At 28.8% G+C, this 26772-nt stretch carries 22 protein-coding genes; 12 read left to right on the top strand and 10 right to left on the bottom strand.

Features of this window, described 5'->3' with window-relative positions; translation table 11 throughout:
* Window positions 1-11 precede the first annotated feature (11 nt).
* Together ACJJVY_RS04485 and ACJJVY_RS04480 are read right to left on the bottom strand one after the other, a co-directional pair.
* Complete coding sequence (locus ACJJVY_RS04485) at window positions 12-674, bottom strand: ABC transporter ATP-binding protein (RefSeq protein ID WP_405605602.1); 663 nt, start codon at window positions 672-674, stop codon at window positions 12-14.
* A gap of 91 nt (window positions 675-765) precedes the next feature.
* A complete protein-coding gene (locus ACJJVY_RS04480; RefSeq protein ID WP_405605600.1) occupies window positions 766-3189 on the bottom strand; it encodes a DUF5916 domain-containing protein in 2424 nt (807 codons plus the stop codon).
* Between the two features lie 212 nt (window positions 3190-3401).
* Between ACJJVY_RS04480 and sucC the strand changes: the two genes are divergently transcribed.
* On the top strand, window positions 3402-4595 hold the full coding sequence (gene sucC, locus ACJJVY_RS04475; protein WP_405605598.1) for an ADP-forming succinate--CoA ligase subunit beta: 1194 nt from the start codon (window positions 3402-3404) through the stop codon (window positions 4593-4595).
* Window positions 4596-4988: 393 nt separating this feature from the next.
* On the opposite strand, the gene ACJJVY_RS04470 is transcribed toward sucC, so the two are convergent.
* Window positions 4989-5699, bottom strand: coding sequence for a membrane or secreted protein (locus ACJJVY_RS04470; RefSeq protein ID WP_405605596.1), 711 nt, complete (start codon window positions 5697-5699; stop codon window positions 4989-4991).
* Between the two features lie 147 nt (window positions 5700-5846).
* Here ACJJVY_RS04470 and ACJJVY_RS04465 point away from each other — a divergent pair, with 147 nt between their 5' ends.
* The 9 genes from ACJJVY_RS04465 to ACJJVY_RS04425 all read left to right on the top strand — a co-directional run bounded on the left by ACJJVY_RS04465 (window position 5847) and on the right by ACJJVY_RS04425 (window position 15982).
* Complete coding sequence (locus ACJJVY_RS04465; RefSeq protein WP_405605594.1) at window positions 5847-6431, top strand: TetR/AcrR family transcriptional regulator; 585 nt, start codon at window positions 5847-5849, stop codon at window positions 6429-6431.
* Between the two features lie 27 nt (window positions 6432-6458).
* Window positions 6459-7814 (top strand): TolC family protein, encoded by a 1356-nt coding sequence (locus tag ACJJVY_RS04460; protein WP_405605591.1) that lies wholly within the window; start codon window positions 6459-6461, stop codon window positions 7812-7814.
* 7 nt (window positions 7815-7821) lie between these two features.
* Window positions 7822-8814, top strand: a complete 993-nt coding sequence (locus ACJJVY_RS04455) for an HlyD family secretion protein (protein WP_405605589.1) — start codon at window positions 7822-7824, stop codon at window positions 8812-8814.
* Entirely contained in the window at window positions 8807-9985 is a 1179-nt protein-coding gene (locus tag ACJJVY_RS04450; RefSeq protein ID WP_405605587.1) for an ABC transporter permease, read from the top strand. Before ACJJVY_RS04455 ends, ACJJVY_RS04450 begins: the two co-directional genes overlap by 8 nt.
* 3 nt (window positions 9986-9988) lie before the next feature.
* On the top strand, window positions 9989-11197 hold the full coding sequence (locus ACJJVY_RS04445) for an ABC transporter permease (RefSeq protein ID WP_405605585.1): 1209 nt from the start codon (window positions 9989-9991) through the stop codon (window positions 11195-11197).
* Window positions 11198-11329: 132 nt separating this feature from the next.
* Window positions 11330-12253, top strand: a complete 924-nt coding sequence (locus ACJJVY_RS04440; RefSeq protein WP_405605583.1) for a DUF368 domain-containing protein — start codon at window positions 11330-11332, stop codon at window positions 12251-12253.
* A complete protein-coding gene (locus ACJJVY_RS04435) occupies window positions 12254-13261 on the top strand; it encodes a DUF368 domain-containing protein (protein WP_405605581.1) in 1008 nt (335 codons plus the stop codon).
* Window positions 13242-13994, top strand: coding sequence for a shikimate dehydrogenase family protein (locus ACJJVY_RS04430; protein WP_405605579.1), 753 nt, complete (start codon window positions 13242-13244; stop codon window positions 13992-13994). Before ACJJVY_RS04435 ends, ACJJVY_RS04430 begins: the two co-directional genes overlap by 20 nt.
* Before the next feature lie 101 nt (window positions 13995-14095).
* Entirely contained in the window at window positions 14096-15982 is a 1887-nt protein-coding gene (locus ACJJVY_RS04425; protein ID WP_405605577.1) for a DUF349 domain-containing protein, read from the top strand.
* A gap of 71 nt (window positions 15983-16053) precedes the next feature.
* On the opposite strand, the gene ACJJVY_RS04420 is transcribed toward ACJJVY_RS04425, so the two are convergent.
* Both ACJJVY_RS04420 and ACJJVY_RS04415 read right to left on the bottom strand, forming a co-directional pair.
* A complete protein-coding gene (locus tag ACJJVY_RS04420) occupies window positions 16054-16827 on the bottom strand; it encodes a zinc ribbon domain-containing protein (RefSeq protein ID WP_405605575.1) in 774 nt (257 codons plus the stop codon).
* A gap of 2 nt (window positions 16828-16829) precedes the next feature.
* Window positions 16830-17927 carry a Nif3-like dinuclear metal center hexameric protein gene (locus ACJJVY_RS04415; RefSeq protein ID WP_405605573.1) on the bottom strand — a complete coding sequence of 366 codons (1098 nt, stop codon included), beginning with the start codon at window positions 17925-17927 and terminating at the stop codon, window positions 16830-16832.
* Between the two features lie 52 nt (window positions 17928-17979).
* On the opposite strand from ACJJVY_RS04415, the gene lpxK reads away from it, so the two are divergent.
* Both lpxK and ACJJVY_RS04405 read left to right on the top strand, forming a co-directional pair.
* On the top strand, window positions 17980-19011 hold the full coding sequence (gene lpxK, locus ACJJVY_RS04410; protein WP_405605571.1) for a tetraacyldisaccharide 4'-kinase: 1032 nt from the start codon (window positions 17980-17982) through the stop codon (window positions 19009-19011).
* 142 nt (window positions 19012-19153) lie between these two features.
* Window positions 19154-19624, top strand: coding sequence for a thioredoxin family protein (locus ACJJVY_RS04405; protein WP_405605569.1), 471 nt, complete (start codon window positions 19154-19156; stop codon window positions 19622-19624).
* 68 nt (window positions 19625-19692) lie between these two features.
* On the opposite strand, the gene ACJJVY_RS04400 is transcribed toward ACJJVY_RS04405, so the two are convergent.
* The 5 genes from ACJJVY_RS04400 to ACJJVY_RS04380 all read right to left on the bottom strand — a co-directional run bounded on the left by ACJJVY_RS04400 (window position 19693) and on the right by ACJJVY_RS04380 (window position 26665).
* Window positions 19693-20790 carry an OmpA family protein gene (locus ACJJVY_RS04400; RefSeq protein ID WP_405605567.1) on the bottom strand — a complete coding sequence of 366 codons (1098 nt, stop codon included), beginning with the start codon at window positions 20788-20790 and terminating at the stop codon, window positions 19693-19695.
* Between the two features lie 122 nt (window positions 20791-20912).
* Window positions 20913-21812, bottom strand: a complete 900-nt coding sequence (locus tag ACJJVY_RS04395) for a Ppx/GppA phosphatase family protein (RefSeq protein WP_405605565.1) — start codon at window positions 21810-21812, stop codon at window positions 20913-20915.
* Window positions 21813-21817: 5 nt separating this feature from the next.
* Entirely contained in the window at window positions 21818-22306 is a 489-nt protein-coding gene (locus ACJJVY_RS04390) for a SixA phosphatase family protein (RefSeq protein ID WP_405605563.1), read from the bottom strand.
* 34 nt (window positions 22307-22340) lie between these two features.
* Entirely contained in the window at window positions 22341-22988 is a 648-nt protein-coding gene (pdxH, locus tag ACJJVY_RS04385; RefSeq protein ID WP_405605561.1) for a pyridoxamine 5'-phosphate oxidase, read from the bottom strand.
* A gap of 104 nt (window positions 22989-23092) precedes the next feature.
* Window positions 23093-26665, bottom strand: a complete 3573-nt coding sequence (locus ACJJVY_RS04380; RefSeq protein ID WP_405605559.1) for a choice-of-anchor I family protein — start codon at window positions 26663-26665, stop codon at window positions 23093-23095.
* Window positions 26666-26772: the final 107 nt, after the last annotated feature.

The raw sequence follows: 26772 nt of genomic DNA, 5'->3' as shown, positions 1-26772 counted from the left end.
ATAAGACTAATTTATAAAGCGATAATTCCGTCTTTCATGGTTAATTTTCTGTCTGCCATATTTGCTAAATCTTCGTTGTGAGTAATAATTACAAATGTTTGCCCAAACTGATCACGAAGTTTAAAAAATAATTCGTGCAGATTTTTAGCAGATTCACTGTCTAGATTTCCACTAGGCTCATCAGCTAAAATAACAGAAGGATTATTTATTAAAGCTCTTGCTACAGCAACTCTCTGTTGTTCTCCTCCAGAAAGTTCATTAGGTTTATGGTTAATTCGATGAGATAAACCTAAAAATTCTAACAATTCTGTAGCTCTTTTTTCTGCTTCTTTTTTTGATTTTTTAGCGATAAAAGCAGGAATGCATACATTTTCTAAAGCTGTAAATTCTGGTAATAATTGATGAAACTGAAAAATAAAACCAATGTGTTTATTTCTAAAAGAAGAAAGTTCTTTATCTGCTAAGTTTTTTAAAGAAGTGTTGTTAAGCTTTAATTCGAAATTTTGTTCTTTTAAAGGTTTGTCTAAAGTACCTAAAATTTGAAGTAAAGTTGTTTTTCCTGCTCCAGAAGGACCAACAATGGCAACAATTTCTCCTTTTTTAATATGTAAATCAACTCCTTTTAAAACTTCTACATCACCATAATATTTGTGAATGTTTTTACCAATTATCATACTTAAAACTTTGTAACGAATGTATAAAAAAGAAATCAGAAAAACCGTTAAGCTTTTCTGATTTCTATTTAATTGATAAGAATGTATTTTACTAAAAAATACTTTTTAGTTTGTTATAATCTATAAAGTAAACCAATCTCATAGAAAAAGTATGATTTTGTGATTGGTCGAACAAATTATCTAGATTTTTATAAAAATTTAACTTAGAGTTATTATCCTCATTAAAAATAGAATTTCTATAAAATGCAATTAATTGACTACCTGGAGCAAATTGCCAGATATAGTTTAAATCTAGATTCCAACTATTAAAATTTAGATTGTCTCCTGTATAAGAATCGTTTTTAGCTAAATTTCCTTGGCTATTTAAGTTATAATAATCGTTATAATTTACAGCGCCCCAATAATGTCTAAAACTTAAAGATAGAGAAGATTTTGTACTAAAACTATATTTACCAGCAATAGTGTTTGTGTAATTTTTTCGATCTCTCATTCCAAAAACAATGTTATTATTAGTTTGATCTACATAACCTTGATCATCATTAAATTTATTAAAATTTAAACTATATTGTAAAGAGAATTGATTGGTAAAACGATAACGAGGAGCAACACTAAAACCATAACCTACTTTAGGGTTTTTAGAGTAACCAGTATACCAAGCATCTGCGTCTACTTGAAACTTTTTTTGTGAGTTTGTAGAAATCCACCCATTTACATTCTTTCTTTCTGGTTGTAAAAAATAAATACCGCTGGTTGTACCTTGTCTAGGTTCAAAAAAGTCTTTGTTTTCTGTTTCGTAATTTAAATTTCCACCAAAATAAAATCTTTTTCTTGTTTGTGCACTTGCGCCAAAACTAGCTTGATAACCTGTGTAAATACCAGAGTAGTGCTGAAATTCTGCATCGTTATAGAAGTAAAAATTATAACTATTAAAGTTTTTAGTTGGTTGTAAGGTTGTCCAACCAGCACTACCATAAATAGTTTGTTGGTTGTTGCTAAAAAGGATTCCTAAATCATTTGGGTTAAAGTCTTTATTCTCGAAACTATAACCTAATTCCCAGTTCCAATGCCCAGAATTGTATCCAAAGCTATTATCAAAAGTATAACCTGTATTTGGATTGTTTATATCATCGGAAATAGTACTCATTTTAACAGAACCATCAGCATTATATTTACTGTCTTTGGTTTCTATATGCCAATCTAAAGCTGTAACATTTGCATCTCTAAATTTACCATCTCTTGTTACATTAGTATTTATTAATGTTACAGTAGAGTTTTGGTTAAATTGCTGATCTAAAACCAAAATATTGTAATTTGTAAATGGACTTGTTACTTCTTTTCTGGTTTCATTGGTGCTATTATTTCTAATAGTAGCTTCTGTTTTTTCTGTAATAGCATTAAAAAAACCAATTCCTAAACCATTTTTTGTTCTACCAGAAATTTTTATTGCATTTAACATGGTCACTTTTTCTGGGTAGTCTGTAATTTCTTCATCATCACTAAGATTTTCATAAACATTAAATTGATCTATGGGAGCGTCTCCAATCCTTCTTGAATAAAACAAATTTGCTTTGTTAAAAAGTTCTGTTCCTTCTGTAAAAAATTGTCTTTGTTCTGTAAATTGTTGTTCAAACGGACCTAAGTTTAATTCTACATCATCAAAACCAACTTGACTAAAATCTGGAATTAAAGTGGCATCCAACGTAAAATTTTCTGTTAAACCGTATTTTACATCCATACCAACACTCCAATCAAATTCTGTTTTGTTTTCAAAAATATTGGTAGTTGTAGAAGCGTAAGGGTATAGGTTTAACCTTGTGGGAGGTTTAATATTTGTAAAGTCTGTAATTAAACCGTCATATTGTGTCCATCTTCCAACGGAGTTGTCAATATGCGTCCAAGTATGTTGTGCGTTTAGTTTTTCTAATCTTCTGTGAAAATTAAATCCCCAAGATTGCACAGGTCTGTTTGCAAAACGTAAAGCTCTGTACGGAATTTTCATTTCAACATTCCATCCTTTATCATCTGTAGAAACAGCGCTTTCCCAAACGGCACTCCAATCTAAATCTTCATCTCCGTTGGAAACTTTAGCATCTGCTTGGTTTCCGGTTGCTTGCACAATAAATTCAAAAGGATTTTGGCCATCATCATTAGGGTTTATGGTTACTAAAAAGAAATCTGCAATACTAAAATTATCTCTTGTAGAAAACTCTTTTGGTATTCCTTCAGGATCAGGATCATTCATTTGAGCGGAAATATAAATAGCATCATCATCGTAAATTACTTTTACGGTAGACTGATATTCGTTAGTAACAATTTTACCGTTAGAAGGTCTTAGTTCTACAAAATCGGTAATTAACTCTGCATTTTGCCAGGATTTATCATTTAAAATTCCATCAATTTTAGGAGCATTTGTAATTCTGGTAGTTTTAATTTTTTTTCTGTTTTTTTTGTCTTGAGCAGTTATTTGTTGCATTGATAAAAAGACAACAAATATTAAAAAGGCTTTTTTAAACATGTAATTTTGGTTGATTAATTATAGTGTTTTGGTTGATATAATTCTCATCATTACAAAAAAGACTTATGTAAATTTAAAATGTTACACTTTTTAAAAATTAAACTTTTTTTATTAATGTGATAAATAAAAAGCATTGATAAATTTTTAATGAAAACTATGCGAGGTTTTATATATGAATTTGTATTTTTGAATCCGTTAATAAAATTTTACAAATGAATCTACACGAATATCAAGGAAAAGAAATTTTAAACAGTTTTGGAGTTAGAATTCAACGAGGAATTGTTGCAAGTACTCCTGCTGAAGCAGTTGAGGCTGCAAAAAAGCTTACAGAAGAAACAGGTACAGGTTGGCATGTAATTAAAGCTCAAGTACACGCAGGTGGTCGTGGAAAAGGTGGTGGTGTTAAGTTGGCTAAAAACTTAGACGAAGTAAAATCAATTTCTGATGATATTTTAGGAATGATGTTAATTACTCCGCAAACATCTGCAGAAGGAAAATTGGTAAATCAAGTTTTAATTGCTGAAGATGTTTATTACCCTGGAGATTCTGAGCCAGATGAATATTATATGTCTGTTTTATTAAATAGAGCTACTGGTAAAAACATGATTATGTATTCTACAGAAGGTGGAATGGATATTGAAACTGTTGCAGAAGAAACTCCGCATTTAATTTTTACTGAAGAAGTAGATCCATTATTAGGGTTAATGCCTTTTCAAGCTCGTAAGGTTGCTTTTAACTTAGGATTATCTGGTGTTGCTTTTAAAGAAATGACAAAATTTGTTACAGCTCTTTATACTGCATACATTAAGTCTGATTCTTCTATGTTTGAAATTAACCCTGTGTTAAAAACATCTGATTCTAAAATTATGGCAGTTGATGCTAAAGTTTCTTTAGATGAAAATGCATTATATAGACATAAAGATTATGCAGCAATGCGTGATTTACGTGAAGAAAATGCAATTGAAGTAGAAGCTAAAGCTGCTGGTTTAAACTATGTTGATTTAGACGGAAATGTTGGTTGTATGGTTAACGGTGCAGGTTTAGCAATGGGAACAATGGATTTAATTAAAGAATCTGGAGGAGAGCCTGCTAACTTTTTAGATGTTGGAGGTACAGCAGATGCTGCAAGAGTAGAAACTGCTTTTGGTATTATTTTAAAAGACCCAGCAGTAAAAGCTATTTTAGTAAACATTTTTGGAGGTATTGTACGTTGTGATAGAGTTGCACAAGGTGTTGTAGATGCTTACAAAAATATGGGAGACAAAATTACTGTGCCAATTATTTGTAGATTACAAGGTACAAATGCAGTAGAAGCAAAAGAATTAATAGATAACTCTGGAATGGAAATTATTTCTGCTACAGAATTTCAAGAAGCTGCAGATAAAGTAAAAGAAGTATTAGCTTAAGCTACTACCTTTTTCTTTTAAAAATATAAAACGCCTCATTTTAATGAGGCGTTTTTTTTATTTTTTAGTTTAAGAATGATTTACAACTTATCGTGTTTATTGCATTCTATGTTACATAAATTTAGCAAATAAATACTGAATAGAAAACAGTGAAGATTTTTGTAAGTTGACTAAAAGAAAGCAATAAAATATACACGTTGTAGGTATTAGTTTTTATCTAGAAAACGTTGGAACATAATCAAAACAGTTTCCAAAAGTAAATGCTCTAGAAAACACTTTTAGGTCATTATGTTTTAACTACGTGTTTAATTTCATTATATCTAATCAATGCAATTATTTTTATAAGTTTAGTTATTGGTCTTTATTTTAAGGAGAATAATTTATAAACGTATTTTAATTTTTTCTGATGCTCCATATCTCATGTATTGGAGCTCCTTTACTAGAAAATCCAGTATGATTCCAGTTGCCATCAGTAAGCTCGTAATTAAAGTCTAAACTAAGGCCTACTTTTGTATTATCTTTAGAAAAGAATTCAATATTTTCTGTATATTTTCCATCTATTGTAGTGTAAGTTCCACCACCGGTTCCCATGAATTGTTTTGTTTCTGTATTATAAGCTATCCACTGAAATCGAGTTCCCGATAAAATTTTCATAGTCTTTCTTGGTCTGCTAGTATCTCGTAATTGCGTTTTACCATCTTTAATTCTACCAGACATTAACCAAGCTCCTTGTAGTTCACCAGGTTTGCCATTATCTATTCTATTAAGCTCTATATTTTGGGTAAGTACTTTAATTTTATTCTTGGTAATAATCACTTTAAAGCTTGTTTCAACTCCTATTAATTCAGAGTTATTTGAGTTAAACTCTAAGTTCTCAGTCATAATATCATTGTCTAATTTCCATTTACCTCCCTGAGTATGGATAAATTTACCTGTTTTAGCATTGTAAGTGGTTAATACTTGATAAGCTTCTGTAAAAATAACGACATTTTTAATTTCTTCTCCATTTTTAGAAGTTGTAAAAGTTTCCCACGCACCAATAATACTTTGTGCTTTAAAAGAAATTGTAGATAAGATGCAAATAAGAAAAATTATTTTTTTCATGACTTTTTTTATGAGTAATAATTCAACTAATTTAATAAATAAAAATTGAATTGATTTCTTTAATTGGTTGTTCTTTTTTTAATTTTTTTAAACAAATAATAAATGAATGAATATTTATTCATAAATTTGTGTTTTCAAAAAGGAAAGATGGCACGTAAAATAGATGAAGATAAAATAGCAAGAATTAAAGAGGCAACAATGCAAACAATTGTAGAAAGAGGTATAGAATCTACTACAATAGCAATGATTGCTAAAAACGCCAATGTAAGTGGCGGTTATTTGTACAGAACTTATGCTGGTAAGCAAGATTTAATAAATGAAATGTATCACGATAAAGTACATTCTCTTTATCAAGAATTAGAAACCTTATTGTCTTTAAATAAAACTAGTATAAAACCATTAATAGAAACATTTATAAAAAATAGAATTACTTATTTTTTAAATGAACCAAATGCTTCTAAGTTTTTCTATCAATTATTACATAATGAGAATTTTTTTGCATCAGAAGAAATCAAGATAAAAAGTGCAGAGTTAATGCAGAGTATTAAAAGTATTGGTGTAAAATCTGGTGAAATATCAAAAAACACAACAGTTTACCAATTACATTATCACATATTAGTATATGCTGTAGATTATATAAACTTTACAAGAAAAAATATTTTTGAAGAACAAGAAGTAACTATAAATGATGTTAAAAAGTTAACTGAAAATATTTTAAATATTTTAAAATAAATGAAAATTAATTTAAATTTTAATTAGATGAAATTAAATAAGAAAGATATAAAAATACTCTTGTTTTTATGTTTTATAACAACGTTTTCTAATGCGCAAAACATAACTTTAAAAGAAGCTTATAATTTGATGTTATCTAATAATGGAGAAGCTAAAGCTTCTAGTTTTGAGGTGAAAGCTATGGAAGAAGAACACAAAGCAACAAAAGGATTGCGTTTGCCAACGATTGGTGTTTCTGGTACCTATATGCATTTAGATAATGATATTGCAGTAGACTTAAATGAAGAAAGAAATATGGTTGGTAGTTTATTAGGAATTACAAATCCTGTGGATGTTTTAGGTGATTGGAATTTTGAATTACAAGAAAGAAATTTAGGATTTGCAACTGCAGATATATCGATGCCAATTTTTGCAGGAGGAAAAATTAATGCAGCTACAAAAGCATCAGAAATAAAGTTAGCATTAACAGAAACTAAGCATAAAATTAAAGAAGACGAATTAACTATAAATTTAATTAACTACTTTTTTAAATTAAAATTAGCAGAAGAAGCGGTTCTTTTAAGACAAGAAGTGTATGATGTTATTTTATTACACAACAACCAAGCAAATAAATTTTTTGAAAACGGAATGATTCCCGAAGTAGAAACTTTAAATGCAAAAGTGGCTTTGTCTAATGCAAAAAGAGAATTATTAGGAGCAGAAAAAGATGTTGAATTAGCAAAAACTGCTGTTAAAAACTTAATAGGTGCAAATTCTATAAAAGGTCTTAAAGGCAATTTTAATACACCAACAATTGTAAAACCTTTAGAAGAATTTAAAGAAGAAATGTTGGCAGAAAATAATCAGTTAAAAACAATTGAAAAAAATCAACAATTAGCTGGTGTAGGATTAAAAGTAGAAAAGAGTGATTATTTTCCTAAAGTAGGTTTTTCTGGAAAATATATATTGGGTACAGATAATTTGCCACTTGTAGATACAAAGTGGTTTGTTGGTCTTGGTGTTGAATGGGAGCTTTTTAACGGTTTTCAAAGAGAACATAAAGTAAAAGCATCAAAATATAAAATATCTCAGGTTCAACAATTTGAGAAACAAGCAAAGTTAAACTTAAGTACATATACAGAAAAGTTGTATAACACTATGCAAAAAGAATTAGAACAGTATGAGAGTTTAAATGCTGATGAAGAATTTGCGAAAAAATTAAAATTTATGAGAACGCGTGCTTTTGAAGAAGGTACCGGAACTTCTTTAGAAGTAGTTGATGCAACTCTTAAATTATCAGAAATTAAAATTCATAAAATAAAAGCTTTGTGTGAGTACAGTATAGCTTACGGAGAGTTAATGGTACTGACAGGTAAAACAAGATCTTTCTTAAATCAAAATTAATATAAAAATGAGAAATCCAAAATTTATAAAATCATTAATAGGTATTGTAATTATTGCAACTTTAGTACTTACAGGTATATGGTTTATAACAAAACCTAAAGTAATTATTTTACAAGGTAGAATAGAGGCAAAAGAAATTTATTTGTCTTCTAAGTTACCTACTCGTATTAATTCTTTTGAAGTAAAAGAAGGAGAAAGTGTAAAAAAAGGACAATTATTAGCAACGCTTTCTAGTCCAGAAATAATGGCTAAAGAGCAACAAGCTTTAGCTTTAAGAGAAGCTGCCAATGCTCAAAAAAATAAAGCCGAAAATGGTGCTAGAACAGAAGAAATTAGAGGTGCAAAAAGTGTTTATGAAAAAGCAACGGCAGCAGTAAATGTAATGAACAAGACTTACACTAGAATAGAAAATTTATACAAAGATGGTGTAGTTTCTGAACAAAAAAGAGATGAGGTTTTTGCAAAAAGAGAAGTTGCTTTAAAAGACCAAGAGGCAGCATTAAGTGTTTATCAAATGGCCAAGAAAGGAGCAAGAAATGAAGATATACAAGCTGCAACGGCTATGGTTAAGCAAGCAGATGGAGCTTTAGTGGAATTAGAAGGTTATAAAAATGAAAGAAATATTATTGCACCTATTGATGCAGAGGTTCTTAATTTTTTACCAGAAGAAGGAGAGTTAATTGGTGCTGGTTATCCTGTGGCACATTTAGTAGATTTAACTAATAGTTATGCAATTATAAATGTAAAAGAAACAAGCCTTTTCAATTTTAAAAAAGATAAAATTTTTATAGCTACTGTTCCTGCTTTAAATAATAAAAAGGTAGAATTTAAAATTTATTATATAGCTGCTTTGGGAGATTATGCTACGTGGAATGCAGCAAAAGCTACGGGAGATTTTGATATTAGAACTTTTGAAATTAAAGCATCTCCAGTAAATAAAGAAATAGAATTAAGACCAGGAATGAGTATTTTAATTGATTATTCTCAATTTAATGAGTAAAATGAAACCCTCTTTAAGAATTGCAAAAAGAGAGATAGCTTTGTTATTTAATACAAAGTCTTCTTTTATACTTGCAATTGTATTACCGTTTGTGTTTATATTATTCTTCAACTCACTTTTAAGTAAAGGAGTTGCAAGAGATTTGCCTGTTGCTGTGGTAGATTTAGATCAATCGGCAACTTCTAGAAATATAATTGCTCAATTAGATGCAGCACCAGAAATAGAAATTGGTTTTTTTCCTGAAAATCAGCAAAAGGGAGAAGAGTTAATTCGTTTGGGTAAAGCTTATGGAGTAATTACAATTCCTAAAAATATTGAGGCAGATTTAAAAAGTGGAAAGCAAGTAACAATCATTAATCAATATAATAGTAATTTATTATTAGCAGGAGGTTTAGAGAATAAAGCTTTTAGAAAAGTTATTGGTACAATTTCTGCAGGTATAAATATAGAAAAACAACGTAAACAAGGGGTTTCTAAGCAACAAGCTATTATAAATTATAAACCAATTATTGCAAATAATCATACGTTATCAAACCCTTATACAAATTATTCCTATTATTTAAACACAGGATTTTTAACAATGTTTTTACAATTATTTGTAATGTTAACTACTATTTATTGCTTTGGGTCAGATTTAAAATATAGTAAAGGTGATAAATTGTTAAATATTACAAAAGGTAGTTTACTCGCAATTATTTTAGGCAAAGTTTTACCTTATACATTTTGGTTTTTTCTAATTGGTATTGTTACATTATTAAGTATGTATGTCTGGCAAGATTTTCCTTTTTTTGGAAGTAAATTAACCGTTTTAGCAGGTTTACTGTTATTAATTATAGCAAACCAATGTTATGCTTTATATTTTGTTTCGGTTAGTAATAGTTTTAGAGAGGCATTAACTTTTGGATCTGGTTTTGCTGCTGTTAGTTTGTCTTTTTCTGGAGTTACATTTCCTATTTTTGGAATGCCAACTGTTTTACAATGGGTGAGTCAAATTTTTCCTTTTACACATTTTTTCGAATTATTATTAGATCAATCTCAAAGAGGATTTCCTGTATTTTATTCTTTAAAGGCTATTATTATTTTAGTTGTTTTAAGTATTGTATCAATATCTTTAAGTTGGTTTAAATTAAAAAGATTGTTTTTAAAAGGAAATTTTAATCATAATATTTAAAAGATGAAGAATTTATATAAACTATTTTATAGAGGAATAATTTCTTTTAAAAATACTTTTATTACAGAATGGAATTCAATTAAATCTGATAAAGCAGTTTCAAGTACTTTTTTGTCAGTTACGTTTATTATTTTAATTGTATATACCTATATATATTCTAATCAAGTAATAAAAGAAGTTCCTGTGGCGGTTGTAAATCAGGATGGTACAAAAATGAGTAGAGATTATATTTCTATGCTAGAATCAACCGAAGGGATAAAAACTATTACATCTTTTGTAGACTTAAAAGAAGCAAAAAAGGCTTATTACTCAAAAGAAGTACAAGGTATTGTTATTGTACCAAAAAATTTTGGAAAAAATATTAGAAGTGGTAAACAAACAACAATTACTACATTTTCTGATGCAGCTAATATGTTATTTTATAAACGTGTTTTAGGAGATGTTACTGTTGTTAATGGATATTTTAGTGCAGGTATTTATATAAAAAAAGAGTTAGCTAAAGGTGCTTCTTATGATCAGGCACAAAAGAATTATTCTCCTATAAAAACAATATCTACTAGCTTATTTAATACAACATCAGGTTATGCAACTTATTTAATACCCATGTTAACAGCTTTAATTATTCAATTAGTTTTGTTGATGGGAATAGGTCTTTTAAGTGGCTCTAGACGAGAAGTAATATCTACACATACAGAGTTTCCGAGAATACTGCATAAAGGAGGTGTAATATCTGTTTTATTAGCAAAAGCTTCTTTGTATACTTTAATCTACATGGTTATTATACCTGTTCAAGTAGGGGTAATTTATGCATTGTTTGGTATACCTGTTCGTTCTTCTTTACTTTCTATATATGTATTTATAATACCTTATGTGTTTTCTGTAGTATTTTTAGGAATATCAATCAGTTCTTTTTTTAAGAGAAGAGAAGATTCTATTGTCTTTTTGGTGTTAATATCAATTCCGTCATTAATGTTAAGTGGTTTGTCTTTTCCGGTAGAAGGATTTACTATATTTTATCACTTAATGTCAGATATAATACCATCAACACCAGGTATTTTGGGTTTTGTTAAGTTAACGCAAATGGATGCTTCATTTTTAGAAGTGATAAATCAATGGACTCATTTATGGGTATTGACTTTTATTTATTTTGTGATTGCTGCTGTATCATTAAAAATAAGAGCAAAAAAAGAATTAAAATTAAAGAAAGCTTAATTTTTTTGAATTTTATAATTAAAAAAATCCGCTTTAATAAAAATATGGTTTAAACATTTTAATATTAAAAATAACAAATCCTTTTTTCTTTAAAATTATTTTATCTTCGTTTTTTTAAATAAAAATAGAAGAATGAAAAGGACAATTAAAGACTACGTTGTTATCGGTTTAAAAGGGATGGCAATGGGAGCTGCAGATGTTGTACCAGGAGTTTCTGGTGGTACAATAGCTTTTATATCTGGTATTTACGAAGAACTATTAGGTTCTATTAGTAATATAAAGGTTGGTTTGTTTAAAACCTTAAAAGATGAAGGATTTAAATCTGCTTGGAAAGAACTAAATGGTAGTTTTTTAGCGTCTTTATTTATAGGAATTTTTATAAGTATTTTATCTTTAGCAAAAGCAATTAAATATCTTTTAGAAAACCAACCAATTTTATTGTGGTCTTTCTTTTTTGGTTTGGTGTTGGCAAGTATTATTTACATTGCAAAACAAATTACAAAATGGAATTTCATTTCTGTATTGGTATTAATATTAGGTGCTTTTTTAGCTTATTATATAACTACTTTAAATCCTTTAGTAACAGAAAATTCTTCTCCATTTTTTATTCTAATAGCAGGCGCAATTGCAATTTGTGCAATGATTTTACCAGGGATTTCTGGGTCTTTTATTTTAGTTTTATTAGGTGCTTATAAACCTGTTTTAGACGCTTTAAATAATAAAGATTTTAAAACAATTTTAGTCTTTTTAGTTGGTGCTATTGTAGGTTTATTAACTTTTTCTCGTGTATTAAAATGGTTATTTAAACACTATAAAAATTTAACTTTAGCAGGTTTAACTGGTTTTATAATTGGCTCATTAAATAAAATTTGGCCTTGGAAAGAAACCCTAACTTGGAGGACAAATTCTCACGGAATAGAAGTGCCTTTTAATCAACAAAGCGTAAGTCCTTTTTCTTTTGATGGAGATGCTCAATTAACAATGGCAATTGTATTGTCTATAGTTGGTTTTGTAATTATTTTAGGAATGGAAAAATTTGCGAATCAAAAAAAATAAATGCAATTAGAAAGAACTTTTTTACAGAAACTTAGTCTTTTTTTTAAAGGATTAGCAATGGGAGCTGCCAATAAAGTTCCAGGAGTTTCTGGAGGAACTGTTTCTTTTGTATTAGGGTTCTACGAAGAGTTAATTTATTCATTTAGAAAGGTAAATTTAAAAGCAGGTAAGCTTATTCTTAGTGGCCGCTTTAAGAGTTTTTTTGAATATACAAATGCACAGTTTTTAGTACTTGTAATGGCTGGTAGTATATTTAGCTACTTTAGTGTTTCTTTAGTATTAGATTATTTTTTACAGCATTATGAAACCTATGTTTGGAGTTGGTTCTTTGGGATGATTATTGGATCGATATACTATATCGGAAAAGATTTTGGAGAATGGAATACTAAAAATATCATTTCGTTAATTGTTGGAGCTTCTGTAGGTATTGGTATCAGTTTTTTAACACCGGCAAGAGAAAATGACAATCTTTGGTTCGTTTTTGTTTGCGGAATTATTGGTGTTTCAGGTATGACGCTTCCTGGACTTTCTGGATCATTTATCTTAATTTTGCTAGGTAATTATGTGTTACTTTTAGTAGATTCTGTAAACGTATTGTTTAATGTAATTACCAGTCTTATTTCTGGAGATTTTAAAGTTTTATCAGATCCAATTAAAGTAAGATATTTAAAAATAATTAGTGTTTTTACAGCAGGTTCTGTTTTTGGTTTAATTTCAATCAGTCATGTTTTAGGTTACGTTTTAAAACGCTGGCATCAAATTGTAAATGCAATTATTATTGGTTTTATAACAGGCTCTTTAGGGATTGTTTGGCCTTGGAAAAAAGCGATTTATGTAATAGAGGATTCAAATTTTTTAGTAGATAAAGAAGGTAATAAAAGAGTTGAAAATTATGAACGATTTATTCCTGACTTTTCTAGTTTAGATACTTGGATTGCCATTTTGTTTATATTTGTTGGTATTGGTTTAATTTTGGTAATAGATTATTATGGAAGAAAAAAAAAATAAAGTTTTTGGTCTTTTAGGTAAAGACATTTCTTATTCATTTTCTCGTGGATATTTTACAGAGAAGTTTAAAAAAATAGGACTTAAGAATTATAAGTATGTTAATTTTGATATACCTAAGATTGAAGATTTCCCTTCTATAACTAAAAATAATGAAGGTGTTAGTGGTATTAATGTTACAATCCCTTATAAAGAAGACGTAATGCGTTTTTTAGATATTATTGATGAAACAGCTAAAGAAATTGGTGCAGTAAATACAATTAAGTTTACAAAAAGAGGTAACTTAAAAGGATATAATTCTGATGTTGTTGGTTTTGAAAAATCAATATTACCGTTAATAAAAGAACATCATAAAAGAGCATTAATTTTAGGTACTGGTGGCGCTTCTAAAGCTATTGCTTATGCTTTAAAAAAGAACGATATCAAGTTTAAATTTGTTTCTAGAAATCCAAATGGAAAGAAAGAAATTTCATACCAAGATTTAACAAAAGAAGTAATGGAAAAGCATCAAATTATCATCAATTCTACACCAATTGGTACTTCTCCCAATATAGATCAATCACCTAATATCCCTTATCAATATATTACAGAAAAACATCTCTTATACGATTTAATATACAATCCAGAAGTAACGGTTTTCTTAGCTAAAGGAAGAGAAAACGGAGCTGCTATAAAAAACGGATATGAAATGTTAGAATTACAGGCAGAAGAATCTTGGAGAATCTGGAATAATTAAAAATTTACATTCTTTTTTTATTTAATGTTTTTAGACTTGTAGCTTTTGTTGGATGTCAGTATCTTTATAGATAAATAATAAGGACCTTAAACATTGTAGATATGTTAGACAAAAATGAAGAAAGCGTTGAAAACGTGAAAAAAAATGAAACAGAAGTAATTAGTACTCCAGAAATTAAAGAAACTTCTACAAATGTTATTGATGAAACAACTGAAGCAGTAAATGAAGTTGAAAAATCTGTAGCAGAAAATGCAGAAGAAGCTAATGAAGAAAGTAAAGAAGAAGATACTACTGTAGATTATTCAGTTTTGTCGTTAGATGAATTAGTAGCAGAACTTAAAAAAACATTAGCTAATAACCCTGTACAAAAAGTAAAATCTCAAGTTGATGGTATAAAAAATGCTTTTAATCAAAAATTTGGAGCATTATTAGCTGAGAAAAAAGCTGCTTTTTTAGAAGCTGGAGGTAACTCAATAGATTTTCAATTTTCTAGTCCTATAAAATCAGAATACAACAAATTACTTTCTGAGCATAAAAGGCAAAGAGATGCTTATTACGCAGATCTAGAAAAACAATTAAAATTAAATTTAGAAAAACGATTAATAGTTATAGAAAATTTAAAAAGTTTAATACAAGAAGCTGATACTGCTACTATGTATAAGATTTTTAAAGGTTTACAAGATGATTGGAGAGCAATTGGTCCTGTTTCTAAAACTCATTATAATGATACTTGGAAAACATATCATCATCATGTAGAGCGTTTTTACGATTTATTACATTTAAGTAATGATTTTAGAGATCTAGATTTTAAGCATAATTTAGAAGAGAAATTAAAAATCATAGAAAAAGCAGAAACTCTAGCAGAACATAACGATGTAAATTTTGCCTTTAAAGAGTTACAAGATTTACATAAAATCTGGAAAGAAGATATTGGTCCTGTTTCTCAAGAGATGAGAGAAGAAGTGTGGCAAAGGTTTAGTGCTGTAACTAAAAAAATTCATGATAAAAGGCATGAACATTTTAGAGAATTACGTTCTAAATTTCAAGAAATTATTGATGTTAAATTAGCTGTTGTTGCAGAAATTAATGCTTTTGACACATCTGGTAATAAAACACATAATGATTGGCAAAAAAGTATTAAAGAAATAGAAACTTTAAGACAAAAATACTTTAATGCAGGTAAGTTACCTTATGCTAAAAGTGAAGAGGTTTGGCAACAATTTAAAGGAGCAACCAAGAAATTTAATGCTGCAAAAAATGTTTTTTATAAGCATGAAAAAAGCGAGCAACAAGATAACTTAAAGAAGAAAATTGCTTTAATAGAATTAGCAGAATCTTTAAAAGAAAGTGATGATTGGGAATCGGCAACGAATACTATGAAAAAAGTACAAGCCGATTGGAAGAAAATAGGTCATGTTCCGCGTAAATTTTCTGATGATATTTGGAAACGTTTTAAAAGTGCATGTAACCATTATTTTGATAGATATCACCAACAAAAGAATTCCTTAAACAAAGAACAACAAGTTGTAGTTGATAATAAAAAAGAGTTTTTAGATTCTTTAAAAGAATTAGAAGAACCTACTAAAGAAGTTGTTTTAGAGGCGATTGATAAATGGAGAGCATTAGGTAGTTTGCCTAGAAATGCGCGTCATTTAGATGGTAAATTTAATAAACAAGTAGACCGTTTGTTAGAAGGTTTGTCTTTAGATAAAAATGAAGTAGCTATGTTAAAGTTTACAAACGTTGTAGATGGTTTACTCGCAGAAAATGATGTTAGAAAATTAGATTCTGAACAAATGTTTGTTAGAAAAAAGATTGATGAAATTGTAAGAGAAATTCAGCAATTAGAAAATAATTTAGGCTTTTTCTCTAACGCAAAAGCAGATAATCCTTTAGTTTTAAATGTTAAGAAACAAGTAAGTAAGTTTAAAGAAGATTTAGCTATCTGGAAAGAAAAACTAAGCTATATTAAAAAGTTAGATTACTAAAAGTAGATTATAAAACAAAAAAAATGCGAAACTTAAGTTTCGCATTTTTTTTGTTTTATATCTTAAAAAGATTAAGAAAATAATTTATCCATTTTTTCTTTTTCTTCTTCAGCTAAAGCACTGTCAACTAAAATACGTCCACTGTGCTCATCAATAGTAATTTTCTTTCTATTAGCAATTTCTAATTGAATCTGTGGTGGAATCGTAAAATAAGAACCTCCAGAGGCTCCACGCTCAATAGCAACTACAGCCAAACCATTTTTAACTTTATTTCTAATTCTAGAATAAGCAGAAAATAAATGAGTATCTAAAGATTCAGAAAATTCAGCAGATTTTTTAATCAATAATTCTTCTTCCTTTTCAGTTTCTTTTAAAATAGCGTCTAATTCAGCTTTTTTGTGTCCTAAATGTTGTTCTTGTTTTGCTAACTTTTCTTTTGTAGCATCAATAACTTGCATTTTTTGAGCAATCTTGGCTTTGTACTCGATAATTCTTTTTTCTGATAATTGAATTTCTAAATCTTGATATTCAATTTCTTTAGATAATGAGTCAAATTCTCTGTTATTTCTAACTTTCTTTTGTTGCTCATCATATTTTTTCATTAACGAATTAGATTCTTCAATAGCTAATTTTTTATTGTTAATGTCAGTTTCTAAATTAGCAACATCTTGGTTTAAGTTACCAATACGTGTATTTAATCCGGCAACTTCATCTTCTAAATCTTCAACTTCTAAAGGTAGTTCACCTCTCACATTTCTAATTTCGTCAATTCTAGAGTCTATTAACTGTAAATCGTATAAAGCTCTTAATTTTTCTTCAACCGAAATTTCTTTCTTTTTTGCCATGGTTATATATAATATATAGGATTTGTACTTTTTTCTGATAAAATGACTGCAAAATTACTAAATTTTTTCGTAAGATAATCAACCAAAAGATTTTTTGTAAACTGTTCACTCTCATAATGTCCAATATCTGCTAATAAAATGCTGTTTTCTGCTTTAAAAAACTCATGATATTTAAAATCGGCACTTACATAAGCATCTGCACCAGCTCTTTTTGCATTAGAAATAGCAAAACTACCCGATCCACCTAAAACAGCTACTTTTTTTATTTTTTTATTGATTAAATTAGAATGACGAACGCAGTCGGTTTTCATTGTTTTCTTTAGGTATAAAAGAAAGTCTTTTTCATCCATTTCTTCGGGGAATTCGCCAATCATTCCCATTCCAATATTTTGATGAATGTTTTCTAATGTTATAATTTCAAAAGAAACCTCTTCATAAGGATGGTTCTCTTTTAAAGCTTTTAAAATTGGTCCTTCATTTTTACTCTCAAAAATCACAGAAATTTGTGTTTCCTTCTCAGAATGATTTTTGTTTTTTTCACCTAAAGTCGGATTCGAATTATGATTACCTCTAAAAGTTCCTTCACCTAAAATATTAAAAGAGCAATTATCATAATTGCCAATATTTCCTGCACCAGCAGAAAATAATGCATTTCTTAACTCCTGGACGTTTTTTGTGTTAGGTACATAAGTAGTTAGCTTTTTAATAATTCCTTTTTTAGGAATTAAAATTTGTGTATTTTCTAGACCTAAAACCTCACACATTTTAGCAGAAACACCGTTCTTAGAATTATCTAGAGCAGTATGAGTAGCATAAATAGCAATGTCATTTTTTATTGCTTTTAAAACAACTCGTTCAACATAAGAATTTCCGTTTAGTTTTTTTAAACCACCAAAAATAATAGGATGAAAGCTTACAATTAAATTACAGTTTTTGGCAATAGCCTCATCTACAGTTTCTTCTAAAGTATCTAGAGTAACAAGTACATTGGTAACTTCTGTTTGATAATTACCTACTAATAAACCAACATTATCAAAATCTTCAGCATAATTTAAAGGAGCTAATTTTTCAATGTAATTTGTAATGTTTTTAATTGTCATTTATAAAAATATTGAAAATCAAAGTTAACAATTTTAATGTATTTTTACACGGATGAAATTAGTAAGATTTTTATTTTTTCCGTTTGCAATAATTTATGATTTGATAACCTCAATTCGTAATTTTTTCTTTGATACAGGTGTTTTTAAAGAAACTTCTTTTAAACTTCCTGTAATTGTTGTTGGAAATTTAAGTGTTGGAGGAACTGGTAAAACTCCACAGATAGAATATTTAATTAGGTTGTTAAAAGATAGTTTTAAGACAGCTGTTTTAAGTAGAGGTTACAAACGTAAAAAAGAAGGTTTTGTACTCTTAAACAATACGCATTCTGCCGAAGATGTAGGTGATGAACCTTTACAATACTTTAATAAATTTTCTAATATTGATATTGCAGTAGATGTAAATAGAGTAGAAGGCATTACTAAATTAATTACTGATAAATCTCCAGAAGTTATTCTTTTAGATGATGCATATCAACATAGAAAAGTAAAAGGGAGTTTTTATATTTTACTTACAAAATATGATGATTTATTTATAGATGATTTTTTATTACCAACAGGCAATTTAAGAGAAAGTAGGAGTGGAGTAAAAAGATCAGATATTATTTTAGTAACTAAATGTCCTGAAAATTTAGACAAAAAATCTAAAAATGATATTATTAGAAGTTTAAAAAAGTATAACAAAAAAGTTTTTTTTACGAGAATTTCTTACAATAAAACAACTTCGGGAAGTAAAAGTATTTTAGTAGATGATTTAAAATTGCATGAAGTTTTATTAATTACAGGTATCGCAAACCCTACACCATTAATTTCTTTTTTAAAAAATAAAAAGGTTGATTTTAAACATTTAAAATTTCCTGATCATCATAACTTTTCAAATAAAGAAATAGAGATAATAAAAGAGGAATATTTAAAGCTAAAATCCACAAATAAAATTATTTTAACTACAGAAAAAGATTTTGTTCGATTAGAAAGTAAAATTGATGATATTTCATTCTTAGGTATTGAAACTTTATTTTTTGATAATCAAGATATAGAATTTAATTCTATTATAAATACTCATGTAAAGCAAAACCAACCTTATTAGACGTTGGTTCCTTTTTTTGATTTTAGTTAGTAATAGCTTTTTTTAAGCTATCTAACATTTATAAGATTCCATAAGTCTAGTTAAGTTACAGTAGTGTTTTTATTTGGTACTATTTTTGATACTTTTGAATAAATTAATTTACATGAAAAAAAACATAATCAATATTATATCTTGTTTTTTCTTTGTTGGTTCATTATTGTCACAAGATGTGATTGCTAAAAATGAAACCCTACTTCCAAATTGGGAGTCAACTTATAAAGGAGCTTTAAAAAAAGCTAAAGAAGAAAATAAACCAGTTTTAATTTATTTTACAGGATCTGATTGGTGTGGACCTTGCATTGTTTTGGATGAAAAACTATTTCATTCTTCAAAGTTTAAAGAAATAGCAGATAAAGATTTAATTTTGTATGAGGCAGATATGCCAAGAAATAAGGATATACTTTCGCCTGATAAATTAGAAGTGAATAGTGATTTAATCAAAAAATTTAAAATAAGATCTTTTCCAACGTTGGTTTTTGTAAATCATAAGGGTAAGATGCTAACTTATAAAAAGGGTTTGATTTTAACGGAATATTATTATCCTTTTATACAATCTGTAATAGAAAATTATTAAGCATAAAAAAACCAAAGCAAATTTGCTTCGGTTTTTATTTTTTTAATTCTTTGTTAGAAGAATATTTTTTATTGATTAATTACTCTAAAAGTAGTTCTTCTGTTTGCTCTATGTTCTGCTTCTGTACAAGAAACTCCATCAGCACATCTATTAGTTAATTTTGTTTCTCCGTAACCATTACCAGTTAATTTACTAGCATTAACTCCTTTTGAAATTAAGTAGTTAGTTACAGCTAAAGCTCTTCTTTCAGATAAATCTTGGTTGTTAGCTTTAGTTCCTCTAGAGTCTGTATGAGATTCAATTGCAATAGCTACACCTGTTTCTAAAACTGGTAATAATCTAGCATCTATAATTTTTTTAGCTCCAGTTGTTAAAGTTGCACTTCCTAAATTCCAGTTAATTGGTAATGGAGTACTAACAGTTAATTCACATTCAACTTCTTTCCAAGTAGTTAAACCACCTTTACTTACTAAAATTTCTTTTGTAACATTTTTGTATTCTGCAGGTACAGTAACTTCTTCTTGCCAAGCATCTTTAACTAAAACTGTTTTTTCTACACTACCGTAAACAGCAGGAATTTCAATAGTTTTTGTAGTTGGTGGCGTTACCATAACTCTTTTTGTATACGTTTTTTCGAAACCAGGAACTGGAGCAGAAGTAGTTGAAGCATCTGCGTCTAATTTAGTTAAAGGTACAGTTACAAATTGAGCAGGAACCGGAACAAAACACCAATATCTACAATCGTTAGGATCACTAGACTCACAATCAGGTGCTTTTTCGCTCATTTGCCAGTTTGCAGAAGCAGCCTTAGTTTCTATAGTTTTAGAATCTTGGCTAAAAGTAGCAGCAATAACACTTAATTTGTTAGCATCTTCTTTTGCAGTATAAGAAACTTCTTTGTTTTCCCAAACAGCAGGTACAATAACTAATTGTTGTCCAGCTTCTTTTGTTAATACTCTTTCTGTAACAGTTTTATATTCTGCTGGGTGAGTAACTATTTTCTTGTATGCTGGTGCAATTTCAATAGTTACATCTTCGTTTTTCCAAACTTCAGGAGTAGTACAACGTACATAACATTTTCCTGGTTCTGGGTTTTGTGGTAAATCTTGGGCAAGTGCTACAGCTCCAAACATCAAAAGTAATCCGCTAAATAAAATTTTTTTCATAATTAATCTATTTTAAGTCTTTTTAACTAATTTTTATGACACAATATTTTTTTGTAAGTCACATGCAACTTAAAGAAAAGTTAAGAAAAAGTTAAAAAGAGAAAATTAAATTAATGTTATCATTATAACTTATTGTAAAACAGGCTTTTGATTATCCCGTCTGAAAGACCAATTTTAGGGACATATATTTTTTTTGCTCCACTCCATTTCATAGCTGATATGTAAATTTTTGTAGCAGGTATAATTACATCAGCTCTATCTTGGTTTAAGCTTAATTCAGATACTCTTTCATTAAAAGACATTTGCTTTAAAAACTGATACTGAGCATTTAAATAGATGTAAGAAATAGGTTTTCCTTCTGTTCTACCAGACATTTTAAATAACTTATTAATGTTACCACCAGAACCTATTAGAGAAATATTTTTTAAATGACTTGTATTTTTTTTAATCCATTTTTCAACATCGGCAAAAATCTCTTTGTTTTTAGATTTTTTATTGTTTAATAAACGAACCGTACCCATTTTAAAAGATTTTGAAGTAATAATTTTCCCTTCAGAGAATAAGGTAAATTCTGTACTACCACCACCAACATCTACATATAAATAAGAGTTGTTACCTTCTATTAGTTGGTTTAAATCTGTTGATGAAATTATTGCAGCTTCTTCTTTTCCTCCAATAATATCTATTTGAACTCCAGTTTTATCTGAAATTTGTTGTACAACATCTTGTCCATTTTTAGCTTCTCTCATAGCAGAAGTAGCACAAGCTTTGTATTTTTCTACATTATGAACATTCATTAATAATTTAAATGCCTCCATAGCATTTATCATTCTTGTAATGTTTTGTTCACTAATAATACCTTCTCCTACAAAAGCATCTGCACCTAAACGAATAGGAACACGAACTAAAGAAGATTTTTTAAATTGAGGATCTTTATCTTCGGAAACAATTACATTAGATATAAGAAGTCTAATTGCATTTGATCCAATATCTATTGCTCCGTATTTTTTTATTTCTAACAAATTGATTATTTATGATTTTTTGGAAAATCAATTAGAAAAGTCTTTCCTTTTTTGATATTTTTCCAATGTTTTTCTTCAAATTTAATACCAATAACACCACATGTTGGCACATGAGAAATTGGTTTATTACCAAATTTATTGACAAAAGTATTTATACCATGATCGTGGCTAAAAATGATAGCAGAATTAAAACCATCATCTAAAGCATTTACAGTTTTTACTAAATAACCATCACTAAAACTATAAAGTTGCCTTTTTATTTTTAAGTTTGATAAAGGGTATTCAAAATTTTCACAAAAAATAACAGCTGTATGCAATGCTCTATTAGCACTACTTGATACAAAAACGTCTGGCCTATCTACTTTTTTAGATAAATATTTAGACATTATGTGAGAATCTTTAATTCCACGTTTTTTTAAAGGTCTGTCAATATCTTCAATACCAGAGTATTCCCAAGAAGATTTTGCATGTCTAACAATGTATAAAGTTTTCATCTAAATTTAATTGTTGATTTGTAAATATAAAAATTTATGGAGCCAATCGTTCTATTTTCCAAGAAAAATCTTTTTCTAATGTATATCTTATTCTATCGTGCATTCTATTTGGTCTACCTTGCCAAAACTCTATAGAAATTGGTTTTACTAAATAACCGCCCCAATGTTGTGGTCTAATTATCTCTTTACCTTCAAATTTCTTCTCAAAAGAGAATAGGTTTTTATCTAATTCTTCTCTTGAAGTAACTACAGAGCTTTGATTTGATGCCCAAGCACCTAATTTACTTCCGTCTGGTCTAGATTCAAAATAACCGTCAGATAGGTTTTCTGCTAATTTTTCTGCGTTACCTTTTATAATAATTTGTTGTTCTAAAGCTGGCCAAAAGAAAGATAAACAAATGTTACTATTGGCTTCAATAGCTTTTCCTTTTTCTGAATTGTAATTTGTGTAAAAAATAAAACCTTCCCAAGTGTATTTTTTAAGTAAAACAACTCTACTTTTAGGAAAACCATCCAATCCGATAGAAGAAATTGTCATGGCATTGCTTTCATCTACCATATTAGAATTGTCTGCATTTAAAAACCATGTTTGAAATAATTCTAAAGGGTTTTCTGGGCAAACATTTTCTAAAAGTTCTTGTTTTTCGTAAGATTTTCTGTAATCACTTAGGTCTTTAGCCATGACATTTATTTAATGCTGTAAAAATACAAATGTTAATTGAATATTATTAAAGAAAAAAGACTGCTTTTCAGCAGTCTTTTTTTTATCAAAAAAATATAATGATGTTATTTAACAATAATCTTTTTAGAGATAGTATTGTTAATTTTAAAGATATAAGTTCCTTTTGATAAATTAGGAATTTTAACTGATTTTGTATCAGTCTTTTCTAATATTTTTCTTCCTTGAATATCAAACAAAATAAGATTCACTTTTTCGTTAAAGTATACTGTTTGATTTACTTTTGCAGGATTTGGATACATAGAAATTGATTCTTCAATTGTAGAAAAATCATCGTTACTTAAAACATCATTATCTAAAGAATATACACTAACTGTAGAGCTAACTTCGTTAGATAAAACAATTAAACCTGTAGCTGTTGGGCTATTATTAGCATTAATATAGATAACTCCTTCTGGGCCTAAATCTCCACCTTCATCTTCATCTAATACTCTATTGTTAATGTATTTTTCAAAAATTGGGTTTGTAGGATCTGTAATATCATACGTCATAAAACCACCAACTCTTTCTAAAGTAATAAAAGCATAAATCTTGTCGTTAATAGTAGCAACTGTTACGCCTTCTGGTTCTGGGCCTTTATTATCACTTCTATTTTTTAATGTATTATTACTATTACTTGCATTAAATAAAGAAGCATAAGTAGGGTCGTTTGCTGTAATTCTTTCAAAATCGTCTCCACTATCGTACACTAAAGCTTTTGTAGTTGCATTAAAAATACTGAAAGAACGAGCACCAAAAACATGAATCTCATCAAAGTCTCCATCACCATCAATATCTCCACTTTGGTTTGTAATAGATAATTTACCTAAATTACTGTCTAATTTTAAGAATGCTGCATTAGGAAAAACTATAGCATCTAATTCGTAATCAGAATCACCAACGCTAACTTCTTCTTCTAAAGCATCATATTCTCTTGCATCACCTTCGTTAGCAGTAACAATGTAAGTTGTTCCGTTTACGGTATAAGAAGCAATTGCATCTGGCATAAACATACCTTTTATTGGCCAATTAGCATGAAAAACAAAATCAGTATCGTTAGAAGTGTCAATTGTGTTATTTGCTAAAGAATGATCTTTTAAACCTAAAGGAAAAACACTTGTAATTGTATTAGATGTTAAATCTATTTCTGCAATTGCATTGTTTTCTTGTAAAGAAACCCAAGCAGTATTAGAATCGTCTGAATATGTAATATATTCTGGTTCTAAATCTTGAGAAACAGAAGAACCTGGACCAAAAATTCTAATTCCAGAAGATTTTAAATCATCAATATTTGCATCAAATGCATTAAAGTTAATGTTTGTTACATCTGATTGTGTAATGTTACCAAAACCAGCAGTAACATCTATTACAGAAATACTTCCTTCTGGATCAATAGAGTAATCAGAATTTGGTTGACCTTCATTAGCAACCACAACTTTTGTTCCGTCTGGAGTAAAACTTGCATTGTCTGGTAAATTACCAACAGTTACAGAAGAAATGTTCTCACCATTTTTGTCCATAAATATAACAACTCCATTGGTATCTGGTCCGTTAGAAACAGCAGCAACTACAAAATCTCCATAAGTAGCAACGCTTGTGGGTCCTTCTGTACCATAAGCAGAAAGGTCTATAGATTTAATTTCTGTAATATTATTTGGATTAGAAAAATCTAAAACATTTACTTTTTTTGCTATAGAATTTAAAACATACAAGCGATTAACATCTGATGCAAATGCAGATATTTCTGCAGAACCACTAGCATCTACCAGGTAACTTGTTAAGAAAGAAATTCCTAAATTATCTGTTGCAGTTGGTATTGTAGTATCATTATCTAAAATATAAACTCCAGCTGTTAAATCTTCGTTTAAAACTGCATTTGTAGGATTAGAAATCTCTAAAATAAACATTTCATCTGCCTCTGCTTCTGTATCATCAGTAATATTAATTGAAATATCTGTTGATGTTGAGCCAGCAGGAATTGTAGCAGTTTGGCTTGTAAAAGTAAAGTCAGAATCTACTGTAGCTGTCAATAAACTTGATACTAAACTAACATCTACTGTTACATCAGAAGTAGTTGCTTCAGAAATTTCTAAAGTTACTGTTACAGATTCATTATCTTCAGAAACATTGTAAACGGTATCTTCAAACCCTAAATTAGGAGTAACTGTTGTAATAGCTGTAAAAGAGCCAGGAGAAGCGTAAACATTTTCACCTAAAGATTCTCCAGCTAAATTTACTGAAGCTATCCAGTTGTTTCCGTCGTTTACATCTTCGTTAGGGTTTAATAATTCTAAAGAAGGTCCATCTCCATCTGCAGCTGTAGACCAACCGTTGTCTTTATCGTCATATTCAAACTCAAAAATAGTAATTGCATCAGAGTTGATAATCTTTATTAATTCACCACCATTTCCTAAAGCATTAGAAATTTCTTGTGGCATATCTAAAAAAGTTTCACCGTAAAAAGCATCCGCAGTAGTTTTATCCGTTGCTAATAAAACAATTTCTTTTGAAGCTAATGTTTGTTGCGGAAAAGTAAATATAAAATCTCCTTCATCTAAAACTTGAATTCCACCTAATTCGATTGCATCATCTGAGTTGTTGTAAATTTCTAAAAACTCTAAAGCATCAGAATCATCAGATGGCGCATTGTACATTATTTCTGTAATTATTAAACCAGAAGTAGTATTGTTGTAAAAAAGAGTTCCGCTAGTAAAAGCAGTTTCTTGTGTGTTATCTGCTAAATCTATAACGTTACTAACAGAAATAGTGTAAGCAGTTCCAACAGTAAAACCGCTATGTGTAATTGTCGCAGTTTTTGTACTATTATCATAACTAATAGTAGAAATTGTTAAGCTGTTATCTAAAACATAGTTTGATATATTTTCTGCTGAAACTTGAGTAACTTCTTCAGAAAAAATAACTTCTATTGTGTTTTGAGAAGTTGCAATTGCGTTTGATATTGATGGAGCAGTAACATCATTAGTAGAAATTACAAATGAAGTTGTGTTAAAAGGTAAGTCTGGTGCTTGATCATCTGCACTTTGATCTCCACTTCCAGATTGTAAATCGTAATTATCCATGTCATTTAAAGCAGCTAAATATCCGTTTGCATCTAAGCCAGTTTTAAGTCCTTTGTATTGAGCAATATCTGTACTAGAAGGATATGTAATTGCAGTAGAGCCATCAGTTAATCCTGTTCCTGTTAAATCTCCGTAAGCAGAAGAAGAATTTGCAACTGCAGCAATAAAAGTAGTTGGAGTTCTTGGTGCTGTACCTAAAAAGGCAAAAATAGCTTCTGCTGTTGCCGATGCTCCACCAGGTTCTCCTGTAATAGCTCCAATAGAAACAGAAGGAACGTCTGCACTAATTGTGTTAAAAGTAATAACAGTTCCTGCTGCTATTGCATTATCGCCAGAATTCCAAGAAAAATCATTTTCGTCATCTCCAAAAGAAGTTCCATTCCATTCAGAATCTGTAAAGTAAATAGTTGTGTTTGCAGGGATTTCTACAAAAGTTACCATTGCAAAATCATCATCTGCATCTGCATTAAAAGCAATAAATGCCATATCTCCTGTAGAAATTTGAGCAGATAAAATGATTGTAAATAATGTAAAATAAATTGATAGTAGTGTTTTTTTCATGAGTTTTAATAGGTTTGTTTAAAGACATGAAAAATACCATCCACTATGGTTTTTTAGATTAAATTAGAATTGTTTAAATGTTAATTAAAGGTTTTTAATTTTTTAAA

This window comes from Polaribacter sp. Asnod1-A03 (assembly GCF_045063585.1).
Lineage (GTDB): Bacteria > Bacteroidota > Bacteroidia > Flavobacteriales > Flavobacteriaceae > Polaribacter.
The sequence above is the reverse complement of the archived record's forward strand: the minus strand, read 5'-3'. Positions and strand labels throughout refer to the sequence as shown.